The 18,960-nt window shown below is 72.1% G+C and carries 15 protein-coding genes; 9 read left to right on the forward strand and 6 right to left on the reverse strand.

The window, feature by feature from the left end; translation table 11 throughout:
- Positions 1 to 132: 132 nt before the first annotated feature.
- The 6 genes from ABEA43_RS08600 (at position 133) to ABEA43_RS08625 (ending at position 8,791) form a co-directional block, all read left to right on the forward strand.
- Positions 133 to 1,518, forward strand: a complete 1,386-nt coding sequence (locus tag ABEA43_RS08600) for an LCP family protein (RefSeq protein ID WP_345560081.1) — start codon at positions 133 to 135, stop codon at positions 1,516 to 1,518.
- Positions 1,519 to 2,237: 719 nt separating this feature from the next.
- Positions 2,238 to 3,374 carry a hypothetical protein gene (locus tag ABEA43_RS08605; RefSeq protein WP_345560082.1) on the forward strand — a complete coding sequence of 379 codons (1,137 nt, stop codon included), beginning with the start codon at positions 2,238 to 2,240 and terminating at the stop codon, positions 3,372 to 3,374.
- A gap of 79 nt (positions 3,375 to 3,453) precedes the next feature.
- Positions 3,454 to 4,446, forward strand: coding sequence for a LacI family DNA-binding transcriptional regulator (locus ABEA43_RS08610; protein ID WP_345560083.1), 993 nt, complete (start codon positions 3,454 to 3,456; stop codon positions 4,444 to 4,446).
- Positions 4,443 to 5,216, forward strand: a complete 774-nt coding sequence (locus ABEA43_RS08615; protein WP_345560084.1) for a sugar phosphate isomerase/epimerase family protein — start codon at positions 4,443 to 4,445, stop codon at positions 5,214 to 5,216. The genes ABEA43_RS08610 and ABEA43_RS08615 overlap by 4 nt, the downstream gene beginning before the upstream one ends.
- Before the next feature lie 8 nt (positions 5,217 to 5,224).
- Positions 5,225 to 6,145, forward strand: a complete 921-nt coding sequence (locus ABEA43_RS08620; RefSeq protein WP_345560085.1) for an alkaline phosphatase family protein — start codon at positions 5,225 to 5,227, stop codon at positions 6,143 to 6,145.
- A gap of 69 nt (positions 6,146 to 6,214) precedes the next feature.
- Positions 6,215 to 8,791 carry a PEP/pyruvate-binding domain-containing protein gene (locus tag ABEA43_RS08625; RefSeq protein ID WP_345560086.1) on the forward strand — a complete coding sequence of 859 codons (2,577 nt, stop codon included), beginning with the start codon at positions 6,215 to 6,217 and terminating at the stop codon, positions 8,789 to 8,791.
- A 10-nt stretch (positions 8,792 to 8,801) separates the two neighbouring features.
- Here the strand turns inward: ABEA43_RS08625 and ABEA43_RS08630 are convergent, their stop codons facing one another.
- The 5 genes from ABEA43_RS08630 to ABEA43_RS08650 form a co-directional block, all read right to left on the reverse strand.
- Positions 8,802 to 9,674 carry a sugar phosphate isomerase/epimerase family protein gene (locus tag ABEA43_RS08630; protein ID WP_345560087.1) on the reverse strand — a complete coding sequence of 291 codons (873 nt, stop codon included), beginning with the start codon at positions 9,672 to 9,674 and terminating at the stop codon, positions 8,802 to 8,804.
- Positions 9,671 to 10,819 carry a dihydrodipicolinate synthase family protein gene (locus tag ABEA43_RS08635; protein ID WP_345560088.1) on the reverse strand — a complete coding sequence of 383 codons (1,149 nt, stop codon included), beginning with the start codon at positions 10,817 to 10,819 and terminating at the stop codon, positions 9,671 to 9,673. The genes ABEA43_RS08630 and ABEA43_RS08635 overlap by 4 nt, the downstream gene beginning before the upstream one ends.
- Positions 10,816 to 11,961, reverse strand: coding sequence for a Gfo/Idh/MocA family protein (locus tag ABEA43_RS08640; RefSeq protein ID WP_345560089.1), 1,146 nt, complete (start codon positions 11,959 to 11,961; stop codon positions 10,816 to 10,818). Before ABEA43_RS08640 ends, ABEA43_RS08635 begins: the two co-directional genes overlap by 4 nt.
- 174 nt (positions 11,962 to 12,135) lie before the next feature.
- Positions 12,136 to 13,359, reverse strand: coding sequence for an HRDC domain-containing protein (locus ABEA43_RS08645; protein WP_345560090.1), 1,224 nt, complete (start codon positions 13,357 to 13,359; stop codon positions 12,136 to 12,138).
- Between the two features lie 45 nt (positions 13,360 to 13,404).
- Positions 13,405 to 14,001, reverse strand: a complete 597-nt coding sequence (locus tag ABEA43_RS08650; protein ID WP_345560091.1) for a DUF3000 domain-containing protein — start codon at positions 13,999 to 14,001, stop codon at positions 13,405 to 13,407.
- A 740-nt stretch (positions 14,002 to 14,741) separates the two neighbouring features.
- On the opposite strand from ABEA43_RS08650, the gene hemE reads away from it, so the two are divergent.
- Positions 14,742 to 15,737, forward strand: coding sequence for a uroporphyrinogen decarboxylase (hemE, locus tag ABEA43_RS08655; RefSeq protein ID WP_345560795.1), 996 nt, complete (start codon positions 14,742 to 14,744; stop codon positions 15,735 to 15,737).
- 38 nt (positions 15,738 to 15,775) lie between these two features.
- On the opposite strand, the gene ABEA43_RS08660 is transcribed toward hemE, so the two are convergent.
- Positions 15,776 to 16,741: a DUF4349 domain-containing protein gene (locus tag ABEA43_RS08660; RefSeq protein ID WP_345560092.1), complete on the reverse strand. Its 966-nt coding sequence runs from the start codon at positions 16,739 to 16,741 to the stop codon at positions 15,776 to 15,778.
- A 107-nt stretch (positions 16,742 to 16,848) separates the two neighbouring features.
- On the opposite strand from ABEA43_RS08660, the gene hemG reads away from it, so the two are divergent.
- Both hemG and hemQ read left to right on the forward strand, forming a co-directional pair.
- The gene (gene hemG, locus ABEA43_RS08665; RefSeq protein ID WP_345560093.1) at positions 16,849 to 18,252 is read left to right on the forward strand and encodes a protoporphyrinogen oxidase; all 1,404 of its coding nucleotides are present in this window, start codon (positions 16,849 to 16,851) and stop codon (positions 18,250 to 18,252) included.
- Positions 18,253 to 18,257: 5 nt separating this feature from the next.
- On the forward strand, positions 18,258 to 18,959 hold the full coding sequence (gene hemQ, locus ABEA43_RS08670; protein ID WP_345560094.1) for a hydrogen peroxide-dependent heme synthase: 702 nt from the start codon (positions 18,258 to 18,260) through the stop codon (positions 18,957 to 18,959).
- Position 18,960 lies beyond the last annotated feature (1 nt).

Below are 18,960 nucleotides of genomic sequence, written 5' to 3' on the forward strand. Positions count from 1 at the left end.
ATGGCGCAAGGGGTGAGCCGCGTGAGAGAGCGACCGAGCAATGCGGTTCGGGACCCGCGGATGGAGCCGAAGCCGCGCGGATCGAGGCGAGATCCCCGGCCGCGGCGCAACCCGCTGACCCCCCTCGGGTGGGTGAGCGTGGGCATGACGGCGGTGCTGGTGATCGTCTCGCTGGGGGCGTACGCGTACTACCGGCGCATCGAGAGCGGCATCGAGCGGGAGGTCATCAAGGTGGGCGCGAGCCGCCCCCCGGAGACCGGCGCGCTCAACGTCCTGCTCGTCGGCTCGGACTCCCGCGACGGAGACAACCAGAAGTACGGAGCCACGTCCTTCGGGCAGGGCGAGCGCACCGACACGATCATGCTGCTGCACATCTCCCCGAACAGGGACAAGGCCACCATGATCAGCTTCCCCCGCGACTCCATGGTCCAGGTCCCCCAGTGCGAGGGCAAGAACGGCGCCGTCCTGCCCGGCGGGCTGCGGCAGATCAACTCCGCCTTCAACGACGGCGGCATCAACTGCACGATCAGGACGCTGGAGTCGCTCACCAACATCAAGATCAACCACTTCGTGAAGGTCGACTTCACCGGCTTCAAGGGCATCATCGACGCCATCGGCGGCATCGAGATCTGCCTGCCCAAGCCGGTCAACGACCCCAAGGCGAAGCTGGTGCTCAGCGCGGGCAAGCACGTGGTCAAGGGCGAGCAGGCGCTGGGGTACGTACGCACCCGCTACGCGCTGGGTGACGGCAGCGACCTGAGCAGGATCCAGCGCCAGCAGATCTTCCTCACCAAGGTGATGCAGAAGGTCACCGACGGCGGTCTGCTCACCGATCCCGTCAAGCTGAACGACTTCCTGCTCGCCGCCACCAGTGCCGTCACTTTGGACGACAAGCTCTCGCTCGACCGGATGCTGGAGATCGGCAGAAGCGTCAGCGGGCTGACGACCAAGGAGCTCAAGGGCATCACGGTGCCCACCGAGCCGTATCCCGCGGACAAGAACCGGGTGCAGTTCTTTGAGCCGGCCGCCAAGAACTTCTTCGAGAACGTGCGCAACGACGTCGAGGTCACCGTCGCTCCCACGCCCGGCAAGTCGAGCGCGCCCAAGGTCGAGAACGAGCAGGTGCGCGTCCAGGTGCTCAACGGCACCGCCGAGACGGGCAAGGCCGCGGTGGTGGCGGGCGAGCTGGCGTCGCAGGGGTTCGTGGTCACCCAGGTCGGGACCGCCCCACCGGCCACCGCCACCTCGATCCGCTACGCCAAGAAGGACACCGCCGACGGGCCCGCCTACGGTGACGCGCTGGCCGCCCGGCTGTCCCAGGACAAGCGGACGCCGGTGGCCGGCAAGGTCAAGCCGGTCAACTTCAAGCCGTACGAGTCCAAGGTCACCAAGACGCCCGACGGGCCGGTCATCCAGCTCGTCATCGGGTCGGACTGGCCCGGGGTGCGCGTCGCCTCGGCGATCCCGGACTCGCTCAAGGACAAGGTGGTCGACTCCACCACGAACCCCTGCGTGTAACCGTCGCACGGGCGGTGCCCCGCTCAAGCGGTGGCCGTCGCACGGGCGGCGACGCGTTGATCGGCGCGCGGGAGCGGGAGTTCCAGGGCGCGCTTATCGGAGGTCCACGTCGCTCGGTCCCGGTGCCGAGCCGGTCGCGTGGGCCGTGGCATTCCTGCGGGCGCTGCCGAACCGGACGGTCGAGCAACTCGACCTCCTGCTCGCCGTGGAACGGAGAGCCCGCCGGCCTGCTTCGGCGGCGCCTATGACGCCGGCCACGCCCCTTTGGGCCCGATGGCCCCCGAGTTGCGCCGCCGCCGCGTGCTTGGCCGACGTCCGGCCAGCTGGCGCCGATGCCCGGCCGACGTCCGGTCGGCCCGCTGGCGGCGCGTCGGCTCGGGGTGCGGGGCCCCGGTGGGGCGGGTGAGGGCGGTGCTCCGCGTACGCCTTCACCGCCTCGCGGGCGGGCCGGTGGGGCGGGTGCGGGGGGTGCTCCGGGCGTGCCTCGATGGCCTTGCCGAAGGACCGATCCACTGCGGGCCATGGGGCTGGAGCGGCCGATGTTACGGAGAGTGATTTTAGGGAAACGTGTGAAATTTCCGGACAAGTGGTGGTCGGGTCTGCTAGGAAAGGGCGGGTCGAATTCGTACTAGAGAGGTTCCATCGTGGCGCGCGACGAGAACGACAGGCCATTCGAGGATGGGCAGGGTAGGTCGTTAAACCCGGAGCTGACGGGTGACGTGCTGTCCCCCCGGTGGAGCACCGACGACACCGACGAGCAGCCTGCCATCCAGGTGGTCGGCAACGAGACCTACATCCTTCCGCCTGACAAGGGCGCGCGGGGCGACGGCATGCGCGACGTCCTCGGCGACCCGGCCGGGCACGACGTGCTGGGCGACCCCGGCCGCCATGACGTGCTCGGCGACACCAGGAGCGGCGGGCACGACGTGCTCGACGGGCCCAGCGAGTACAGCGAGCACAACAGGGAGCACAGCGGGGCCCACGACGTGCTGGGCGCCGCCAAGGGCGAGTACATCGGCGAGTACGGGGCCGACTACGGCTCTGACAAGAGTGCCGACTACAGTGCCGATTACAGCGGCCCGCACGCGCTCGGCCCCGTCAGCGGCCCGCACGACGTGCGCGGCGAGGACAGCGGCGCGCACCACCTGGACGACGACAACCCCTACCTGCCGCTCGACCGGAGCTACGGCACGGGGCACGACGACGGCGACGATGACCGGCCCAAGCGTGGCTTCCTCGGCTCGGGCTGGACCGACGACTCCGACGGCTCGCGCGGCGGGCACGGCGGCGGCGAGGGCGAGGTGCGCCGCCGTACCAGGAAGCTGCTGGTGGCGGCGGTCGCGGTCGTGCTGGTCGGCGTCGGCGCCGGCTGGATGCTCACCGGCACCTCCTCCGACGACCCGTGCAAGGGCGCCCAGTGCGCCAGCGCGGGCGAGGTGACCTCTCCCTCCGAGTCCGCGCCCCCCGAGGACACGCCGGCGGAAGAGGAGGAGCTCCCCGCCGACCCCACGGATTCGGCCGGCCCTGAGCCGACCGAGACCGAGTCCGCAAAGCCGGCACAGCCGTCCCAGCGGGCCAGGCCCACGCGGGAGCCCTCCGTACGCCCCACGCCCACGCGCGTCGGCCAGCCGACCACGAAGGCGACCAGCAAGCCCACCCGCACCTCGCAGTCCCAGAGCGAGATGCAGGACACCGGGGACAGCGGGGACAGCGGCGCCGAGGAGTCCTCGACCAAGGAGCCGGAGAGCAAGTCCACCAGCCAGCCCACCCAGGCGCCCGCCACCCAGGCGCCCGCTCCGACGCCGACGCAGGAGGAGAAGAAGGGCCTGTTCGACATCCTGTTCCCCTGGGCCTGAGACGTGCGAGGATGCGGAACCGAGTGTCCATGACCCCCGCTGGTCTGGCACACTGGAAACCGCTTTCCGGGGAGGTCTCGTGGTCACGCTTGAAGACGTCGCCAAGCAGGCGGGCGTCTCGCTCGCGACCGCTTCGCGGGTGCTCAACGGCAGCACCCGCCAGGTGGGCGCGGCCTTGCGGTCGCGGGTCGAGCAGGCCGCCGACGAGCTGGGCTACCGTGCCAACATCGCGGCCCAGACGCTGGCCCGCGGGGCGAGCAACGTCATCGGCATCGTCGTCCACGACCTGACCGACCCCTACTTCGCGGCCCTGGCCGACGGGGCGATGCGGGCGGCGGCCACCGAAGGGCTGCTGGTCATGGTGGGCACCACGCATCGCGATCCCGAGCAGGAGATCGCCTACGTGGCCACGCTCAACGCGCAGCGCGTGCGTGCGGTGCTGCTGGTCGGCTCGCGTGTCGCCGACCAGGCCGTCACCGGGCGGCTGCGCGGCGAGCTGGCCCGATACCAGGCCGGCGGCGGCCGGGCGGCCTGCGTGGGCCAGGACCTGCTCGGCGTCGACACCGTCGCACCCGCCAACAGGGAGGGCGCGGCGGCGCTGGCGCGGTCGCTGGCGGGCCTGGGGCACACGCGTTTCGCGGTGCTGGCCGGTCCGCCGCACCTGGTGACGGCGGCCGACCGGTGCGCCGGGTTCACCGGGGCGCTGGCCGAGCTGGGGCTGCCCGCGCCGCGCGTGGTCCACGGGCCGTTCGACCGCGACGGCGGCTATGCGGCCGCCGCCCAGATCGGGGACGCGACGTGTGTGTTCGCGGTCAACGACGTGATGGCGGTCGGGGCGCTGGCGGCGTACAGGGAGCGCGGGATCCGGGTTCCTGAGGACGTTTCGGTGGCAGGTTTCGACGACATCGTCACTCTGCGTGATCACGTGCCCGCGCTGACGACCGTGCGGCTGCCGTTGAAGGACATGGGGGCGCGGGCCCTGGAGCTGGCGCTGGGCGAGGCGGAGACGGTCGTGGTCGAGCACGTCGCCGGCGAGGTCGTGTTGCGAGAGAGCGTACGGAGGATGGCGTGAAGCTGGCGGTCAGCACCCTGGGGATGCCCGGCGAAGGGCTCGGCAGGGCGATCGAGATCGCGGCCGGGCACGGGTGCCAGGGCCTGGAGCTGCGCCTGCATCCGGACACCGGCGTGCACGCCGGGCTCGGTCCCGAGGAGCGGCGTGCCGTGCGGGAGCGGGTGGAGCAGGCAGGTCTGGAGATCGCCGCCCTTGCGGGATATGTCGGCATTTGTGAGCCTGGGCCGGACGAGCCGGTCATCGAGGCGCTGCTCGCCGACCTCCGGCTCGCCGCCGACCTGGACGCGCCCGCGGTGCGGGTGTTCCCGCGCGGCGGCGACCCCGCCGTCGGCGCGCGCCGGCTCAAGGCGGTCTCCGGTACGGCCGCCGCCCTCGGCCGCCGCGTGTTCGTCGAGACGCACGACAGCATGGCCACCGGCGCGGCCGTGGCCGGGCTGCTGGCCGAGGCGGCCTGCCCCGAGACCACCGGCGCGATCTGGGACCTGCTGCACCCGTGGCGGCACGGCGAGTCCCTGACCGCCACGCTCACCGCGCTCGGCCCCTATCTGGCCTACGTCCAGGTCAAGGACGCCGTCTCGGCCCAGGACACCACGCCGGTGCCCATGGGCGCGGGGTCGGTGCCGCTGACGGAGGCGGGTGAGCTGCTGCGCGGCGCGGGCTACGACGGGTGGGTCTCGCTGGAGTGGGAGCGGACGTGGTATCCGCAGGTCGCCCCCGTCGAGGAGATCCTGCCGGGTGCGGCTGACTGGGTGCGGCGTTTCACCGCTTAGATGGGGGGATGTCCCCATTGAGAAACAAGGTGCTCGTCGTCGGCATGGACGGCCTGCGGTTCGACCGGCTGCTGGCCGTGGGCCCGCCGGTGCTGTCCGCGCTGATGTCCTCCGGCGCGTACGGCACCAGCCTGCTCCCTTACGGCGAGGCCGGAACGCCGCGTACGGAGTCGCCGGGCGAGGTCGTCCCCAAGTCCCCTGAGCCGGGGGACGGCGGCCGGGTGATCAGGTCGCGCACCGACTCCGGGCCCGGCTGGTCCTCGATCGCGACCAGCGCCTGGCCCGACAAACACGGCGTCGTGGACAACGGTTTCGCAGCACCCCAGTTCAAGAAATTTCCGGACTTCTTGACTCGTGTGAAGCAGGCTCGCCCCGAGCTGACCACGTCCGCGTTCTTCTCCTGGGCGGCCCTCGACGAGCACGGCGCGTTCAGCCACGCGATCGACCACAAGCTCGCCCTGGACGGTTACGCGCTCGGCTGGGCCGCCGCCGACCAGCAGGTGGCCGGCACCGCCGAGCGGCACCTGGCCGAGGACGACCCCGACGCGGTGTTCGTGTACCTGGGCGACACCGACGAAGTGGCCCACGACCTCGGCCCGCTCTGTCCCGAGTACACCGCCGCGCTCCAGACCCAGGACGCCTACCTGGGCCGGCTGCTCGACGCCGTGCGGGGGCGGGCCGCGTACCCGGAGGAGCGCTGGACGGTGCTGGTCACGACCGACCACGGCCACGTGGACGAGGGCGGCCACGGCGGCACGTCCGACGCGGAGCGCACGGTGTTCGTGATCGCGAACCGGCTGGGCGAGGACCTGGGCGGCCGCTCGCTCGGCGCGCCCCGGCTGGTGGACGTGGGCCCGACGGCGCTGGCCTGGCTGGGCGTGCCGGTCGACCCCGCCTGGGACCTGGACGGCGCGCCCTTCGCGTGGTGACACCATTCAACAACTGTTGAATTTCGCTCCCGTTCGCGCGAGACTTCTCACAAGAAGGGGGTGCATTCGATGAAGACGGCGCTGGACTTCTCCGAGATCGACGCGGGCATGCTCGCCGAGGTGGGCGGCAAGGCGGCCAACCTCGGCGAGCTGACCAGGGCGGGGCTGCCCGTCCCGCCCGGCTGGGTGCTGACGACGGAGGCGTACCGTCAGGTCGCGGACGGGCTGGAGACGAGCGGCGACGGGCTCGCGGAGCGGGCGCGGCGGCACCTGCTCCAGGCGCCGGTGCCGGACGCCGTCCACGAGACGATCGTGACGTCCTACGCCGCGCTCGGCGACGACGTGCCCGTGGCGGTGCGCTCCTCCGCCACGGCCGAGGACCTGCCGTTCGCCAGCTTCGCCGGGCAGCAGGACACCTTCCTCAACGTGGTGGGCGCGCAGGCCGTGGTCGAGGCCGTCCGCCGCTGCTGGGCCTCGCTCTGGACCGACCGCGCGGTGGCCTACCGCGAGTCCAACGGCATCGACCACGCGTCGGTGCGGCTCGCGGTCGTCGTCCAGGTCATGGTGGACGCGCAGGTCGCGGGCGTGCTGTTCACCGCGAACCCGGTGACCGGCCGGCGGCGCGAGGCCGTCATCGACGCCAGCCCCGGGCTCGGCGAGGCCGTCGTCTCCGGCGCCGTGAACCCCGACCGCTTCATCGTCTCCGGCGGCGAGATCGTCGAACGCCACGCCGGGGACAAGCGCCTGGCCGTCCGCGCGCTGCCGGGCGGCGGCACGGAACGCGTCGAGAGCGCGGGACAGGACGGCTTCTGCCTGACCGACGCCCAGGTGCGCGAGCTGGCCGCGCTGGGCGACCGCGTCGAGGACCACTACGGCGCGCCCCAGGACACCGAGTGGGCCGTCGACGCGGACGGGCGGCTCTGGCTCACCCAGGCCAGGCCGATCACCACCCTGTATCCGCTGCCCGCCACCACCAGGCCCGGCCTGCGGGTGTACTTCTCGCTCAACGTCGTCCAGGGCGTCATGGGCCCGCTCACGCCGCTCGGGCGGTCGGGGCTCAGGCTGATCAGCGCCGGGGGCGCGAGCATGTTCGGCCACGGGCCCGCCGACCGGATCGACGGCGCGCCCTTCCTGTCCGAGTCGGGGGAGCGCATGTGGATCGACCTCACCACCGCGGTGCGCAGCCGCGTCGGCCGGGCCATGCTGCCGCGCATGCTCACCCTGGGCGAGGCCCGCACCGCCCCCATCTTCGACCGGCTGATGGAGGACCCGCGGCTGTCGGTCGTGCACACCTCCCGCCGGCCCGCGCTCCGCGCCCTGCGCCGCTTCGCCGCCCGCATCCACGCGCCGTCCCGGGTGCTGATGGCGCTGACCAGGCCGCGCAAGGCCCTGGCGTACGCGGCCCGCGTCGGCGAACGGCTCGACGAGCGCCTGCGGCTGCCCGCCTCCGTCACCCCCGCCCAGCGCCTGGACCACGCGGAACGCGTCCTGTCCGGCACCTTCCCGATCATCGTCTCGATCATGCCCATCGTGATCACCGGCTACGGCCTGTACGGCCTGGCCGCCAAGCTGTCCGGCGTCCCGATGGGCGAGATGCTGGACGTCCTGCGCAGCGTCCCGCACAACCCGACCACGGAGATGGACCTGGAGCTGTGGGACCTGGCCACGCGCATCGAGCGTGAGCCGTTCACGAGCGCGCCGGTGGCCGAGCTCGTCCGCCTTTACCAGGCCGGAGAGCTCCCGCCCACCGCGCAGCAGGGGGTCGCCGCGTTCCTGGACACATACGGGCACCGCGGCGTCGCGGAGATCGACATGGGCCTGCCGCGCTGGTCGGAGAACCCCGCGCACATTCTCGGCGTGCTCGCCAACTACCTGCGCATGGACGGCGGGGCCGACCTGGCGCCCGCCGCGCTGTTCGCCAAGGGCGTGCAGGAGGCGCGGGGCGCGGTCGCGCACGTGGCGGCGCAGGCCCGGCGGAAGGCCCGCTGGCGGGCGGCCGTCGTCAGGTTCGGGCTCAAGCGCACGCGGACGTACGCGGGGCTGCGCGAGCTGCCCAAGTTCTACGCGGTCAAGGCGTTCGCGGCGGTCCGGCGCAGCCTGCTCGTGGTCGGCGACCACCTGGTGGAGCTGGGCGTCCTGGACTCCGCGGCGGACGTGGCCCACCTGGACCTCGCGGAGCTCAGGGCCGCGCTGGCCGGGGGCGACCTGCGCGAGCTGGTGGCGGAGCGGCGGGCGGCGTACGAGCAGGAGTCGCGCCGCAGGCATGTGCCCCGGGTGCTGCTCTCGGACGGCACCGAGCCGGCGGCGCTCGCGGAGAGCGCCGCCGACGGCGCGCTGACCGGCACGGCGGCCTCCGCGGGCACCGTCACGGGCGTGGCCAGGGTGGTCCTCGACCCGATCGGCGCCCACCTGGAGCCGGGCGAGATCCTGGTCTGCCCCTCGACGGATCCCGGCTGGACGCCGCTGTTCCTGACGGCGGGCGCGCTGGTGATGGAGATGGGCGGCGCGATGTCGCACGGCGCGGTCGTGGCCAGGGAGTACGGCATCCCGGCCGTCGTCGGCGTCCCCGACGCCACCCACCGCATCACCACCGGGCAGGAGATCACGGTGAACGGCGCCGCCGGCACCGTGACCCTGCCCGAGTGAGCGCCGCGGTTCAGCTCGTGGCGAGCACCACGTCCGCGTACCGGGCCTTCATCGTGGCCACCACCTCATCGGGATCGGCGGCCCAGATGTCGGCGTTGAAGATCTCCACCTCGACGTCCCCGGTGTATCCGGCGGCCTGGACGGCCCGCGTGATCGGCGCGAAGTCGATCACGCCGTCACCCATCATGCCCCGCCCGAGCAGCACGTCCGCCGGCAGCGGGTGCAGGTAGTCGCACACCTGGTACGACGCGATCCGCCGGCCCGCCCGCTCGATGTCCTCGAACAGCCGCGGATCCCACCACACGTGGAACGTGTCCACCACCACGCCCACCTGCTCCTCCGGGTAGGCCAGGCTCAGGTCGAGCGCCTGCCCCAGCGTGGACAGCACCGCGCGGTCCGGGCAGTAGATCGGGTGCAGCGGCTCCAGGGCCAGCTTGACCCCCCGCTCCCCGGCGTACGGCGCCAGCTCCGCCAGCGCCTCGGCCACCCGCTCACGGGCGCCTGCCAGATCGCGGGTGAAACCATTCGCGGGCAGCGGCTCGCCCGGCCGCACGCCGGGCAGCCCGCCGACCACCATCACCAGGCACGCCGCGGACAGCTCCGCGGCCTCGTCGATGGCCTGCCGGTTGCTCTCCAGCGCCTGCGCGAAGGCCTTGCGGCCGTCCTCGCCCGGCAGCCCGCCCGCCGTCAGGAAGCCGCCGCGGCACAGCGACGACACCCGCAGCCCGGCCTCGCGCACCAGCTTGACGCTCTGCGCGAGCCCCTGCTCGGCCACCTTCTCCCGCCACAGCCCGACCGCTTCCAGGCCGTGCCGCACACACCCGTCCACGGCCTCGGCCACGGACCAGCGCCTGGTCGTCCACTGGTTCAGGGCGAGGCTCACAGCCCGTTCACCGCCAGCAGCGCCTTCATGCGGCGCACGGCCAGCTCCTGGTCGGCCAGCAGCCCGGCCTGGTCGGCCAGCCGGAACACCTCCGACAGGTGGGCCAGCGAGCGCGCCGACTGGGCGCCGTTCACCATGGAGAACGCGTCCTGGTGGCCGTTCAGCCAGGCCAGGAAGACGATGCCGGTCTTGTAGTTGTACGTCGGCGTCTCGAAGATCTTGCGCGACAGCGGGACGGTCGGGGCGAAGATCTCGTCGTAGCGTGCCAGAGCCTGGTCGTCACCGGCCTCGGCGGCGTCCAGCGCCTGGAGCGCCGCCGCCGCGGCCGGGGCGATGGCGTCGAAGATGCCCAGCAGGGCGTGCGAGCCCGACTTGATCAGCGACGGGTAGTTGAAGTCGTCGCCGGTGTAGAGCTTGACCCCGGCGGGCAGCGCGGCCCGCAGCGCCACCTCGTGCTCCTCGTCCAGCAGCGACACCTTGACCCCGTCCACCATCGGGGCGTAGGCGTGGATCAGCTCCAGGAACGACTCGGTCGCCGTGGCCACGTCGCGCGAGCCCCAGTAGCCGGCCAGCTGCGGGTCGAACATCTCGCCCAGCCAGTGCAGGATCACCGGCCGCCCGGCCAGGCCGAACAGCTTGCCGTACACCTGGTGGTAGTCCTGCGGCCCCGAGGCCACCCGGGCGAGCTGCCGGGAGGCCATGACGATCACGCCGGCGCCGGTCGCCTGCACGGTCTCGATCTGCTCGGCGTACGCGGCCGTGATCGTGTGCAGGTCGGCGGCGTCCGGCGCGTGGTCGGTGCCCGCGCCGCAGGCCACCAGCGTCGCCGGGTCGCCGATCGAGGCGGCCTCCGCCGCGCTGCGCCGGATGAGCTCCTTGGTCGCCGCCCAGTCCAGGCCCATGTTGCGCTGGGCGGTGTCCATGGCGTCGGCCACCCGCAGGCCGTGCGACCACAGGTGGCGGCGGAACCGGAGGGTGGCGTCCCAGTCCACCGCGGCGGGGGAGCCGGGCGTGTTGTCACCGAGCGGGTCGGCCACCACGTGGGCGGCCGCGTAGACGATGCGGCCGGCGGCCGGGGTCTCGACGAGCGGCCAGGAGACGGGCTCGCGCAGCGTGTACGCGCCGCCGGGCAGGTCGATCCTCACAGCTGCGGCACCTCGATCCTGCGGCCCTCGGCGGACGAGCGCAGGCCCAGCTCGGCGAGCTGCACGCCGCGGGCGCCCGAGGCGAAGTCGTTCGGGAACGGCGCGTCCTCCAGCACGTGCCGGATGAACCCCTCCCACTGGATCTTGAATCCATTGTCGAACTCGGCGTTGTCCGGCACCTCCTGCCAGCCGTCGCGGAATCGCGCCGTGGCGGGCAGATCGGGGTTCCAGACCGGCTTCGGGGTGGCCGAGCGGTGCTGGACGCGGCAGTTGCGCAGGCCGGCCACGGCGCTGCCGTGCGTGCCGTCCACCTGGAACTCGACCAGCTCGTCCCGGTTCACGCGAACCGTCCAGGACGAGTTGATCTGAGCGACGATGCCGCCCTCAAGCTCGAAGATCCCGTATGCGGCGTCGTCGGCGGTGGCCTGGTACGTGTGACCCTGTTCGTCCACACGTGCGGGGACATGCGTCACGGCGCGGGCGTAGACCGACTCGATCCGGCCGAACAGGTTCTCCATCACGTAGTGCCAGTGCGGGAACATGTCGAGCACGATGCCGCCGCCGTCCTCCGACCGGTAGTTCCACGACGGGCGCTGCGCCTCCTGCCAGTCGCCCTCGAACACCCAGTAGCCGAACTCCCCGCGCACCGACAGGATCCGGCCGAAGAAGCCGCCGTCGATCAGCCGCTTCAGCTTCAGCAGGCCGGGCAGGAAGAGCTTGTCCTGCACCACGCCGTTCTTGACGCCCTTGGCCGTGGCCGCCTCGGCCAGCGCGATCGCCTCCTGCGTCGACTCGGCCGTGGGCTTCTCCGCGTAGATGTGCTTGCCCGCCTCGATGGCCTTCAGCACGGCCTTGACCCGCGCGCTGGTGACCTGGGCGTCGAAGTAGATCAGGTTGTCGTCGTCGGCGAGCGCCGAGTCCAACTCCGTGGTGAAATCCGAAATTTCATGCTTTGCCGCAATGTCTGCAAGTTTGTCGGCATTTCGTCCGACCAGCACGGGCCTGAGCTTGACCCTGCCGCCGTCCGAGAGCGGCACACCGCCCTGCTCGTTGATGGCCAGGACGGAACGGACGAGGTGCTGGCGATAGCCCATTCGTCCGGTGACGCCGTTCATCACGACGCCGATGGTGCGCACGCTCATGGGGATCCCTTCAGGACAAACGGGGGAGGAAAGCGCTTTCCCGAACCGTACGGCCGGGCCACCGAGGGAGTCAAGTGGCGCCGTCCGTCAAGGCACGGCCGAAATGCGGGCAGCCGCAGCTCGGAGCCGTCGAGTCCGGCGCCTCAGCAGGGCGGGGGCACCGGACCGCCGTGCTCAGACCTCGCGGGTCTCCAGCCTGGCCAGGGCTTTGGCGATGGGATGGGCGGCGAGGGCGATCTGCCAGTGGCGGGCCCCGAGCTCGCCCAGCCGGTCCGTCACGCTCTCATCGGTGATCTCGGCCGGTGGCTCCCAGGTCAGCCGGCGTACGGCATCGGGCTGCAGCAGGTTTTCGGTGGGCATGTGGTGCTCTTCGGACAGCGCGGCCACCACCGCGCGGGCCGCGGCCAGCCGCTTGGCGGCGGCCGGGTCGCGGTCGGCCCAGCGGTTGGGCGGCGGCGGCCCGTCGCCCGGCGTGCTCGGCTGCGGGAGCTGGCTGTCGGGCAGCCCGCGCGCCTTGCCGACCGCGTCGAGCCAGTCGCTCATGTGCCTGCGCGCGCTTCGCCCGGTGAAAGCCGATATTTCGGTCAATGCCTTCTTGGTACGCGGCCCTTCGAGCGCCGCCGTCACGATCGCGGCGTCGGGCAGCACCCGGCCGGGCGCCAGGTCGGACTCGCGGGCGATCCGGTCGCGCATGGTCCACAGCTCGCGCACGATGGCCAGGGCGCGCACGCTGCGTACTTTGTGGATGCCCGACGTGCGCCGCCACGGGTCGGACCTGGGCGCCGGCGGCGGGGTGTGCAGCACGGCGGCGAACTCCTCGCGCGCCCACTCCAGCTTCCCGCTGTCGGTCAGCTCCTGATGGAGCACGTCGCGCAGCTCGACCAGCACCTCGACGTCGAGCGCGGCATAGCGCAGCCAGTCTTCCGGCAGGGGCCTGGTGGACCAGTCGGCGGCCGAGTGGCCCTTCTCCAGGCGCAGGCCGAGCACGGTCTCGACCATCGTGCCGAGCCCCACCCGCTCGTAGCCGAGCAGCCGGCCGGCCAGCTCGGTGTCGAACATCTCCCGTGGCCTGAACCCCACCTCCATCAGGCACGGCAGGTCCTGCGACGCGGCGTGCAGCACGATCTCCGTGCCGGACACGGCCGCGTCGAGCGCGGACAGGTCGGGGCAGCCGACCGGGTCGATCAACGCCGTGCCGGAACCCGCCCGGCGCAGCTGCACCAGGTAGGCGCGGTTGCCGTAGCGGTAGCCCGACGCGCGCTCGGCGTCGACCGCGACGGGGCCGCTGCCCGCGCCGAAGCGCTCGACGACCTCTGCCAGCCCGGCCTCGTCCGCCACGACCGGCGGGATGCCCTCGCGGGGTTCGAGCAACGGCTCGACTGTGCGTTCTTCTGTCATGAGCTCACCGACCTCATGACGCTGGTGCTGTCTTGACTGGTGCCCTCACTTCGTACGGTCACTCTCCGGATCATCACGTCGGCGGGGCAACGCGGCCACGTCGGGCGGGAGCGGCGGGATCCCCGCCGCCAGGCACATGAGGTCGCACCAGGCGGCGACATGGCCGGAGAGATCCTCCTGGGAGGGTGACCAGGACGCCCGCAGCTCAAGCTCGGTCGTGACCGGGTCGTCGGCTTTGTTGCCGAACCCCTCGGACACGGCTCTTGTCACGGTACCGCCAGCGGCGGAGTAGTCGGCTTGCTGGGCCTCGAGAGCCTCGGTCAGCCAGCTCCAGGCGACGGGCCCGAGCAGCGGGTCGGAGGTGATCTCCGGCTCCATGTCGGCCCTGACGTAGGCCACCAGCCGAAACGGGCCCTCCCAGCCGCGCTGGCCGTCGGGGTCGTAGAGCAGGATCAACCGGCCGACCGCGAGCTCGTCGTCGTCGCGGTAGACCGACGCGCCGATGGCGGCCGAGTAGGGGGCCAGCCGCTGCGGCGCGGGCAGGTCCTCGAGCTCGATCTCCGGCCTGACCTCGGCCATCCGCAGGCTCTCCGCCGCGCGCGTGAACGCGGGCGGGGCGGGCGGCTGGTCACCGAGTGTCATAGCCGAAGCGTAGGTCGAGGACGGGCGGAAGGGGACCACGGGGGTGCTCATCCTTCGTGATCAAGCCGCTGCCGTAACCAGCTGGCGAACCGGGCGGGTGGACTCGGCCCAGCCGAGCACGATCGCATGGCCGCACTCGACGCACGCCCACTCCGGGCACAGGCCCGGCTCGTGCCCGTCGAAGCACGGCGGCTGCTCGAACGGCCGCTCACCGGCGCAGTCAGGGCAGCGCTCACTGCGGCGCTCTGGGGAACTCCACAACGCGGGCATCGCACGAGTCATCGCACCAGTCATTGCACCGGGGCCTTTCTTCGGGTCGTGGCTCCGACGTTGGCACGAGCCGCTGACAATTCCCCGCAACGCGCTCGGCGTGTCCCGAAAGTGGTCTCTGAATCGATGCCGCGCGGTGGCTTGGCGAACATTTGGTCCAGTCGAGACCGGCTCTCTGGTCGGCCGTGGGGTGTGTTCGACCCGTGTGCGACGCCGATGCCGAGCAGACCGGTAAACCTTCATCTGGCTATCTGATCATGATTTGGGGCGCCCAATGCATGTTTTTCCGACACCTCGCCCGCTCGGCGGGCCTGGACACGGGTCGCCCGCCCACAGCCCGCGGCGGGCGACGTGAGGGCCCGCACGCAGCTCGCGGCCGGGAAATCGGGCGGCCCCGCACGCGGCCCGCGGCGGGGACCGAGCCTGGTGCATGGCACTCTTGTGAGGTGAACCTCGCCGACTCAGCCTTCCTGCGCGCCTGCCGCCGTCAGCCCGTCCCGCACACCCCGGTCTGGTACATGCGCCAAGCCGGGCGGGCGCTGCCGGAATACCACAAGGTCCGCGCGGGCGTCCCGATGCTCACCGCGTGCGCGACCCCCGACCTGATCGTCGAGATCACCATGCAGCCGGTCCGCCGCTACGGCGTGGACGCGGCCATCTTCTTCAGCGACATCGTGGTCCCGCTCAAGGCCATCGGCATCGACCTCGACATCAAGCCCGGCGTCGGCCCCGTCGTGGCCGACCCGATCCGCGACGCCAAGGACCTGGACGCGCTGCGCCCGCTGGAGCCGGACGACGTCTCCTACGTCACCGAGGCCATCGAGGCGCTGACCGGCGAGCTGGGCGGCACGCCGCTGATCGGCTTCGCCGGCGCGCCGTTCACGCTCGGGTCCTACCTGATCGAGGGCGGCCCGTCGAAGAACCACGACAAGACCAAGGCCATGATGTACGGCGCCCCCGAGCTGTGGCACACGCTGATGGAGCGCCTGACCGGCATCGTCCTGGAGCACCTGCGCATCCAGATCGCGGCGGGCGCCTCGGCCGTGCAGCTCTTCGACTCCTGGGTGGGCGCGATTCCCGCGGAGGACTACCGGGAGTTCATCCTGCCGCACACCCGCCGGATCTTCGAGGGGGTCGCGGGCGTGCCCCGCATCCACTTCGGCGTCGGCACCGGCGAGCTGCTCGGCGTCCTGGGCGAGGCCGGCGCCGACGTCGTGGGCGTCGACTGGCGGGTGCCGCTCGACGAGGCGGTCCGCCGGGTCGGTCCCGGCAAGGCGCTGCAGGGCAATCTCGACCCGGCCCTGCTGCTGGCGCCGTGGGAGGTGGTCGAGCGCAAGGCCCTCGACGTGCTGCGCCGGGGCCGGGCGGCCGAGGGGCACGTGTTCAACCTCGGGCACGGCGTGCTCCCCTCGACCGACCCCGACCAGCTCAAGCGCCTGACCGACCTCGTGCACGAGGCCGCCTGAGCGCGCTGTCCCGGCGGTTTCCGCGTCCAGGACCCGGATCAGGCGGTTTCCGGGTCCGGGTCGCGCGGGGTGGCGGCAGGCGGTCCTGCTGAGGGCCTGCCGATCGCCCGGTTCCTGCGCGTCATCCAGATCAGCAGCACGGCCACGGGCACCACGACGATCATCCACGGCAGCAGCACACCGGTGACCGTGGCGGCCCCCTTCATGAACGCCACCAGCGCCGTCCACCCCGACTTGAGCCCGCCGAGGAAGCCCGCGGGCTCGTCCTCCGGCTCCTCGACGACGGCGACCGGCCCGACCAGCCTGAGCGTCAGCGTCGCCATGGCGACCTGCGTGGTCAGCTCCTTCTGCTGGGCCTGCAGCGACTCCAGGTCCGACTCGCGGCCGGAGATCTCCCGCTCCACCTGCAGCACCTGGCCGATGGTGTCGGCCCGCTTCAGCAGCGTGCGCAGCGACTCCAGGGACTGCTGGGCCGACTTCAGCCGGCTCTCCACGTCGGCCATCTGCAGGGTGACGTCCTGGGTGCCCTGGTTCATGGCGAGCTGCTTGCCCAGGTCCTTGCCCAGCTTGCCGAGCACCTCGGCGTATCTGGCGGGCGGGACCTTGAACTCCAGCATGGCCGTGTCCTCGCTGTCGCTGGCCGAGCTGGACTCCTCCTTCGACAGGTAGCCCCCGGCCGCGGTCACGATCTGCTTGGCCTGCTGCACGGCGGTGCCGACCTGCTTGGCCCGCACGGTCATGCTGCCGGTGTAGATGACCTGCCGTTCCTGCTGGGTCGCCTTGACATTCGAGACGATGCCGCCCTTGGCCTGCGCCTGCTTCTCGGTGTCCTGGTCCCGGGCCGCGCCGGCGGACTCCTGAATGGGTGCGGGTGCGGGCGCGTCGGCCGCCGTGCCCCTGGCCAGCTGCGCCTCCCCGCCGCCGCTTCCGCTGCCCGCGCAGCCGGACAAGGACATGGCCGCACATAAGGCCGAGAGAGCGATGCCGTACCGGATTCTGCTCATGCCAGTAAGACGGCTTCCGGATCGCCCCGGTTTGAAGCAAGCAGTCACGGTACGGTCACGTGCCCCGAGCGGCTGGCCGAGCCGCTGAGGCGGTAGCGTCAGGAGACGTGGAAGGGAATCGGGCCCACGTGGTCGTCATCGGCGCCGGGATCTCGGGTCTCGCCGCCGCGTGGTATCTCCGGCAGGGCGCGGGCGAGCGGGTCAAGGTGACCGTGCTGGAGGGCGGCTCGCGGGTCGGAGGCAAGCTGTACGCCTCGGAGGTCGCCGGGGTGAGCGTCGACGCGGGCGCGGAGGCCATGCTGGCCAGGCGCCCCGAGGGCAAGGAGCTGGCCAGAGCGGTGGGGCTCGGCGACGACCTGGTGCTCCCCGGCACCACGCGGTCGGCCGTCTACACCAGGGGCGCGCTGCGTTTCCTGCCGAAGGGCCAGGTCATGGGCGTGCCCGCCGACCTGACAGAGCTGGCCAAGACGGGAATCATCTCGCCCGCCGGCCTGCTGCGCGTGCCGCTCGACCAGATCCTGCCGGCGACCCTCGTGCGGACCGACGTGTCCGTGGCCTCCTACATCCGCGCCCGGATGGGCGCCGAAGTCGTCGAGCGGCTGGTCGAGCCGCTGCTCGGCGGCGTCTACGCGGGCCGCGCCGACATGCTGTCGCTGGAGGCCACGATGCCGCGGGTGGCGGCCGTGGCGCGTGCCGAGCGTTCGCTGCTGAGCGCGGCCAGGCAGCTCGTCGAGGAGGCGCCGAAGGACGCGGGGCCGGTGTTCACCTCGCTGAAGAACGGCGTCGGCACCCTGCCGGAGGCGGTCGCCAAGGCGTCAGGGGCCGACATCAGGACCGGCGTGACCGTACGCGAGCTGCGCAGGACCGAGCACGGCTGGCAGCTCGTCACCGGCCCCGTGCCGCGGCCCGAGGTCATCGACGCGGACGCCGTGATCGTCGCCGTGCCGGGCGCGCCCGCCGCCAGGCTGCTCAAGGCCGAGGTGCCCAAGGCGGCCAACGAGCTGGCCAGGATCGACTACGCGAGCATGGCCGTCGTCACGCTCGCCTTCCCGCTCGACGCCTTCCCCGAGCAGCCGGTGACGAGCGGCTACCTCGTGCCGCCGGTCGAGCGGCGGCCGGTCAAGGCGGTCACGTTCAGCTCGGTGAAGTGGCCCCATCTGGCCAGGGACCTGGTCATCCTGCGCTGCTCGATCGGCAGGGTCGGGGAGGAGCACCTGCTCCAGCGCGAGGACGCCGAGCTGGTGTCGCTGGCCATGGCCGAGATGGGCGACGTGATGGGCGTGCGCGGGCTGCCGCTCGACAGCCGGGTCACGCGCTGGGGCGGCGCGCTGCCCCAATACAACGTGGGTCACCTCGACCGGGTCGCCAGGGTCCGCTCCGCGGTGGCCCTGCAGCCGGGGCTGGCGCTCTGCGGCGCGGCCTACGACGGCATCGGCATCCCCGCCTGCGTCGGCACGGCCCGTACGGCCGCCGCCCGGATTCTGGACCACCTGTCGCAGCGAGGAGAATAGGCACCATGACAGAGGGCGCCGCGCGGCTCAAGGCCCGCGATCTCAACAACGTGATCCGCTACACGATGTGGTCGGTCTTCCAGGTGACCGAGCCGTGCACGGGCGACCGCGACGGCATGGCCGACGAGATCGGCGACCTGCTCGACCAGGCCGCCGGGAAGGACGTCGTGACCAGGGGGGTCTACGACGTCGCCGGGTTCAGGGCCGACGCCGACTACATGTTCTGGTGGCACGCGCCGACGCCCGAGGACCTCCAGGACGTCTACTCCCGCGTGCGCCGTACGGAGCTGGGGCGCCACAGCAGGCCCGTCTGGTCGGCGATGGCCCTGCACCGGCCCGCCGAGTTCAACAAGTCGCACGTCCCCGCCTTCCTCGCCGAGGAGGAGCCGCGGGCCTACGTGAGCGTCTACCCGTTCGTCCGCTCCCTTGAGTGGTATCTGCTCGAAGACTCCGAGCGCCGGGCGATGCTGGCCGAGCACGGCAAGATGGCGCGCGACTATCCCGACGTCCGGGCGAACACCGTGGCCTGCTTCTCGCTCAACGACTACGAGTGGATGCTGGCGTTCGAGGCCGACGAGCTGCACCGGATCGTCGACCTGATGCGGACGCTGCGGGCCGCTCAGGCCCGCCGCCACACCCGCGTGGAGATCCCCTTCTACACCGGCGCGCGCAAGCCGGTGCGTGAGCTCGTGGCTGCCCTCCCGTAAG

It is taken from the genome of Nonomuraea rosea (genome assembly GCF_039539705.1).
Lineage (GTDB): Bacteria > Actinomycetota > Actinomycetes > Streptosporangiales > Streptosporangiaceae > Nonomuraea > Nonomuraea rosea.

Excerpts from the sequence above, each read along its gene's own strand:
- ABEA43_RS08620 (WP_345560085.1), top strand. The coding sequence starts at position 5,225 with ATGTCCCCATTGAGAAACAAGGTGCTCGTCGTCGGCATGGACGGCCTG.
- ABEA43_RS08625 (WP_345560086.1), top strand. The coding sequence starts at position 6,215 with ATGAAGACGGCGCTGGACTTCTCCGAGATCGACGCGGGCATGCTCGCC.
- ABEA43_RS08640 (WP_345560089.1), bottom strand. The coding sequence starts at position 11,961 with ATGAGCGTGCGCACCATCGGCGTCGTGATGAACGGCGTCACCGGACGA.
- ABEA43_RS08645 (WP_345560090.1), bottom strand. The coding sequence starts at position 13,359 with ATGACAGAAGAACGCACAGTCGAGCCGTTGCTCGAACCCCGCGAGGGC.
- ABEA43_RS08650 (WP_345560091.1), bottom strand. The coding sequence starts at position 14,001 with ATGACACTCGGTGACCAGCCGCCCGCCCCGCCCGCGTTCACGCGCGCG.
- ABEA43_RS08660 (WP_345560092.1), bottom strand. The coding sequence starts at position 16,741 with ATGAGCAGAATCCGGTACGGCATCGCTCTCTCGGCCTTATGTGCGGCC.
- hemQ (WP_345560094.1), top strand. The coding sequence starts at position 18,258 with ATGACAGAGGGCGCCGCGCGGCTCAAGGCCCGCGATCTCAACAACGTG.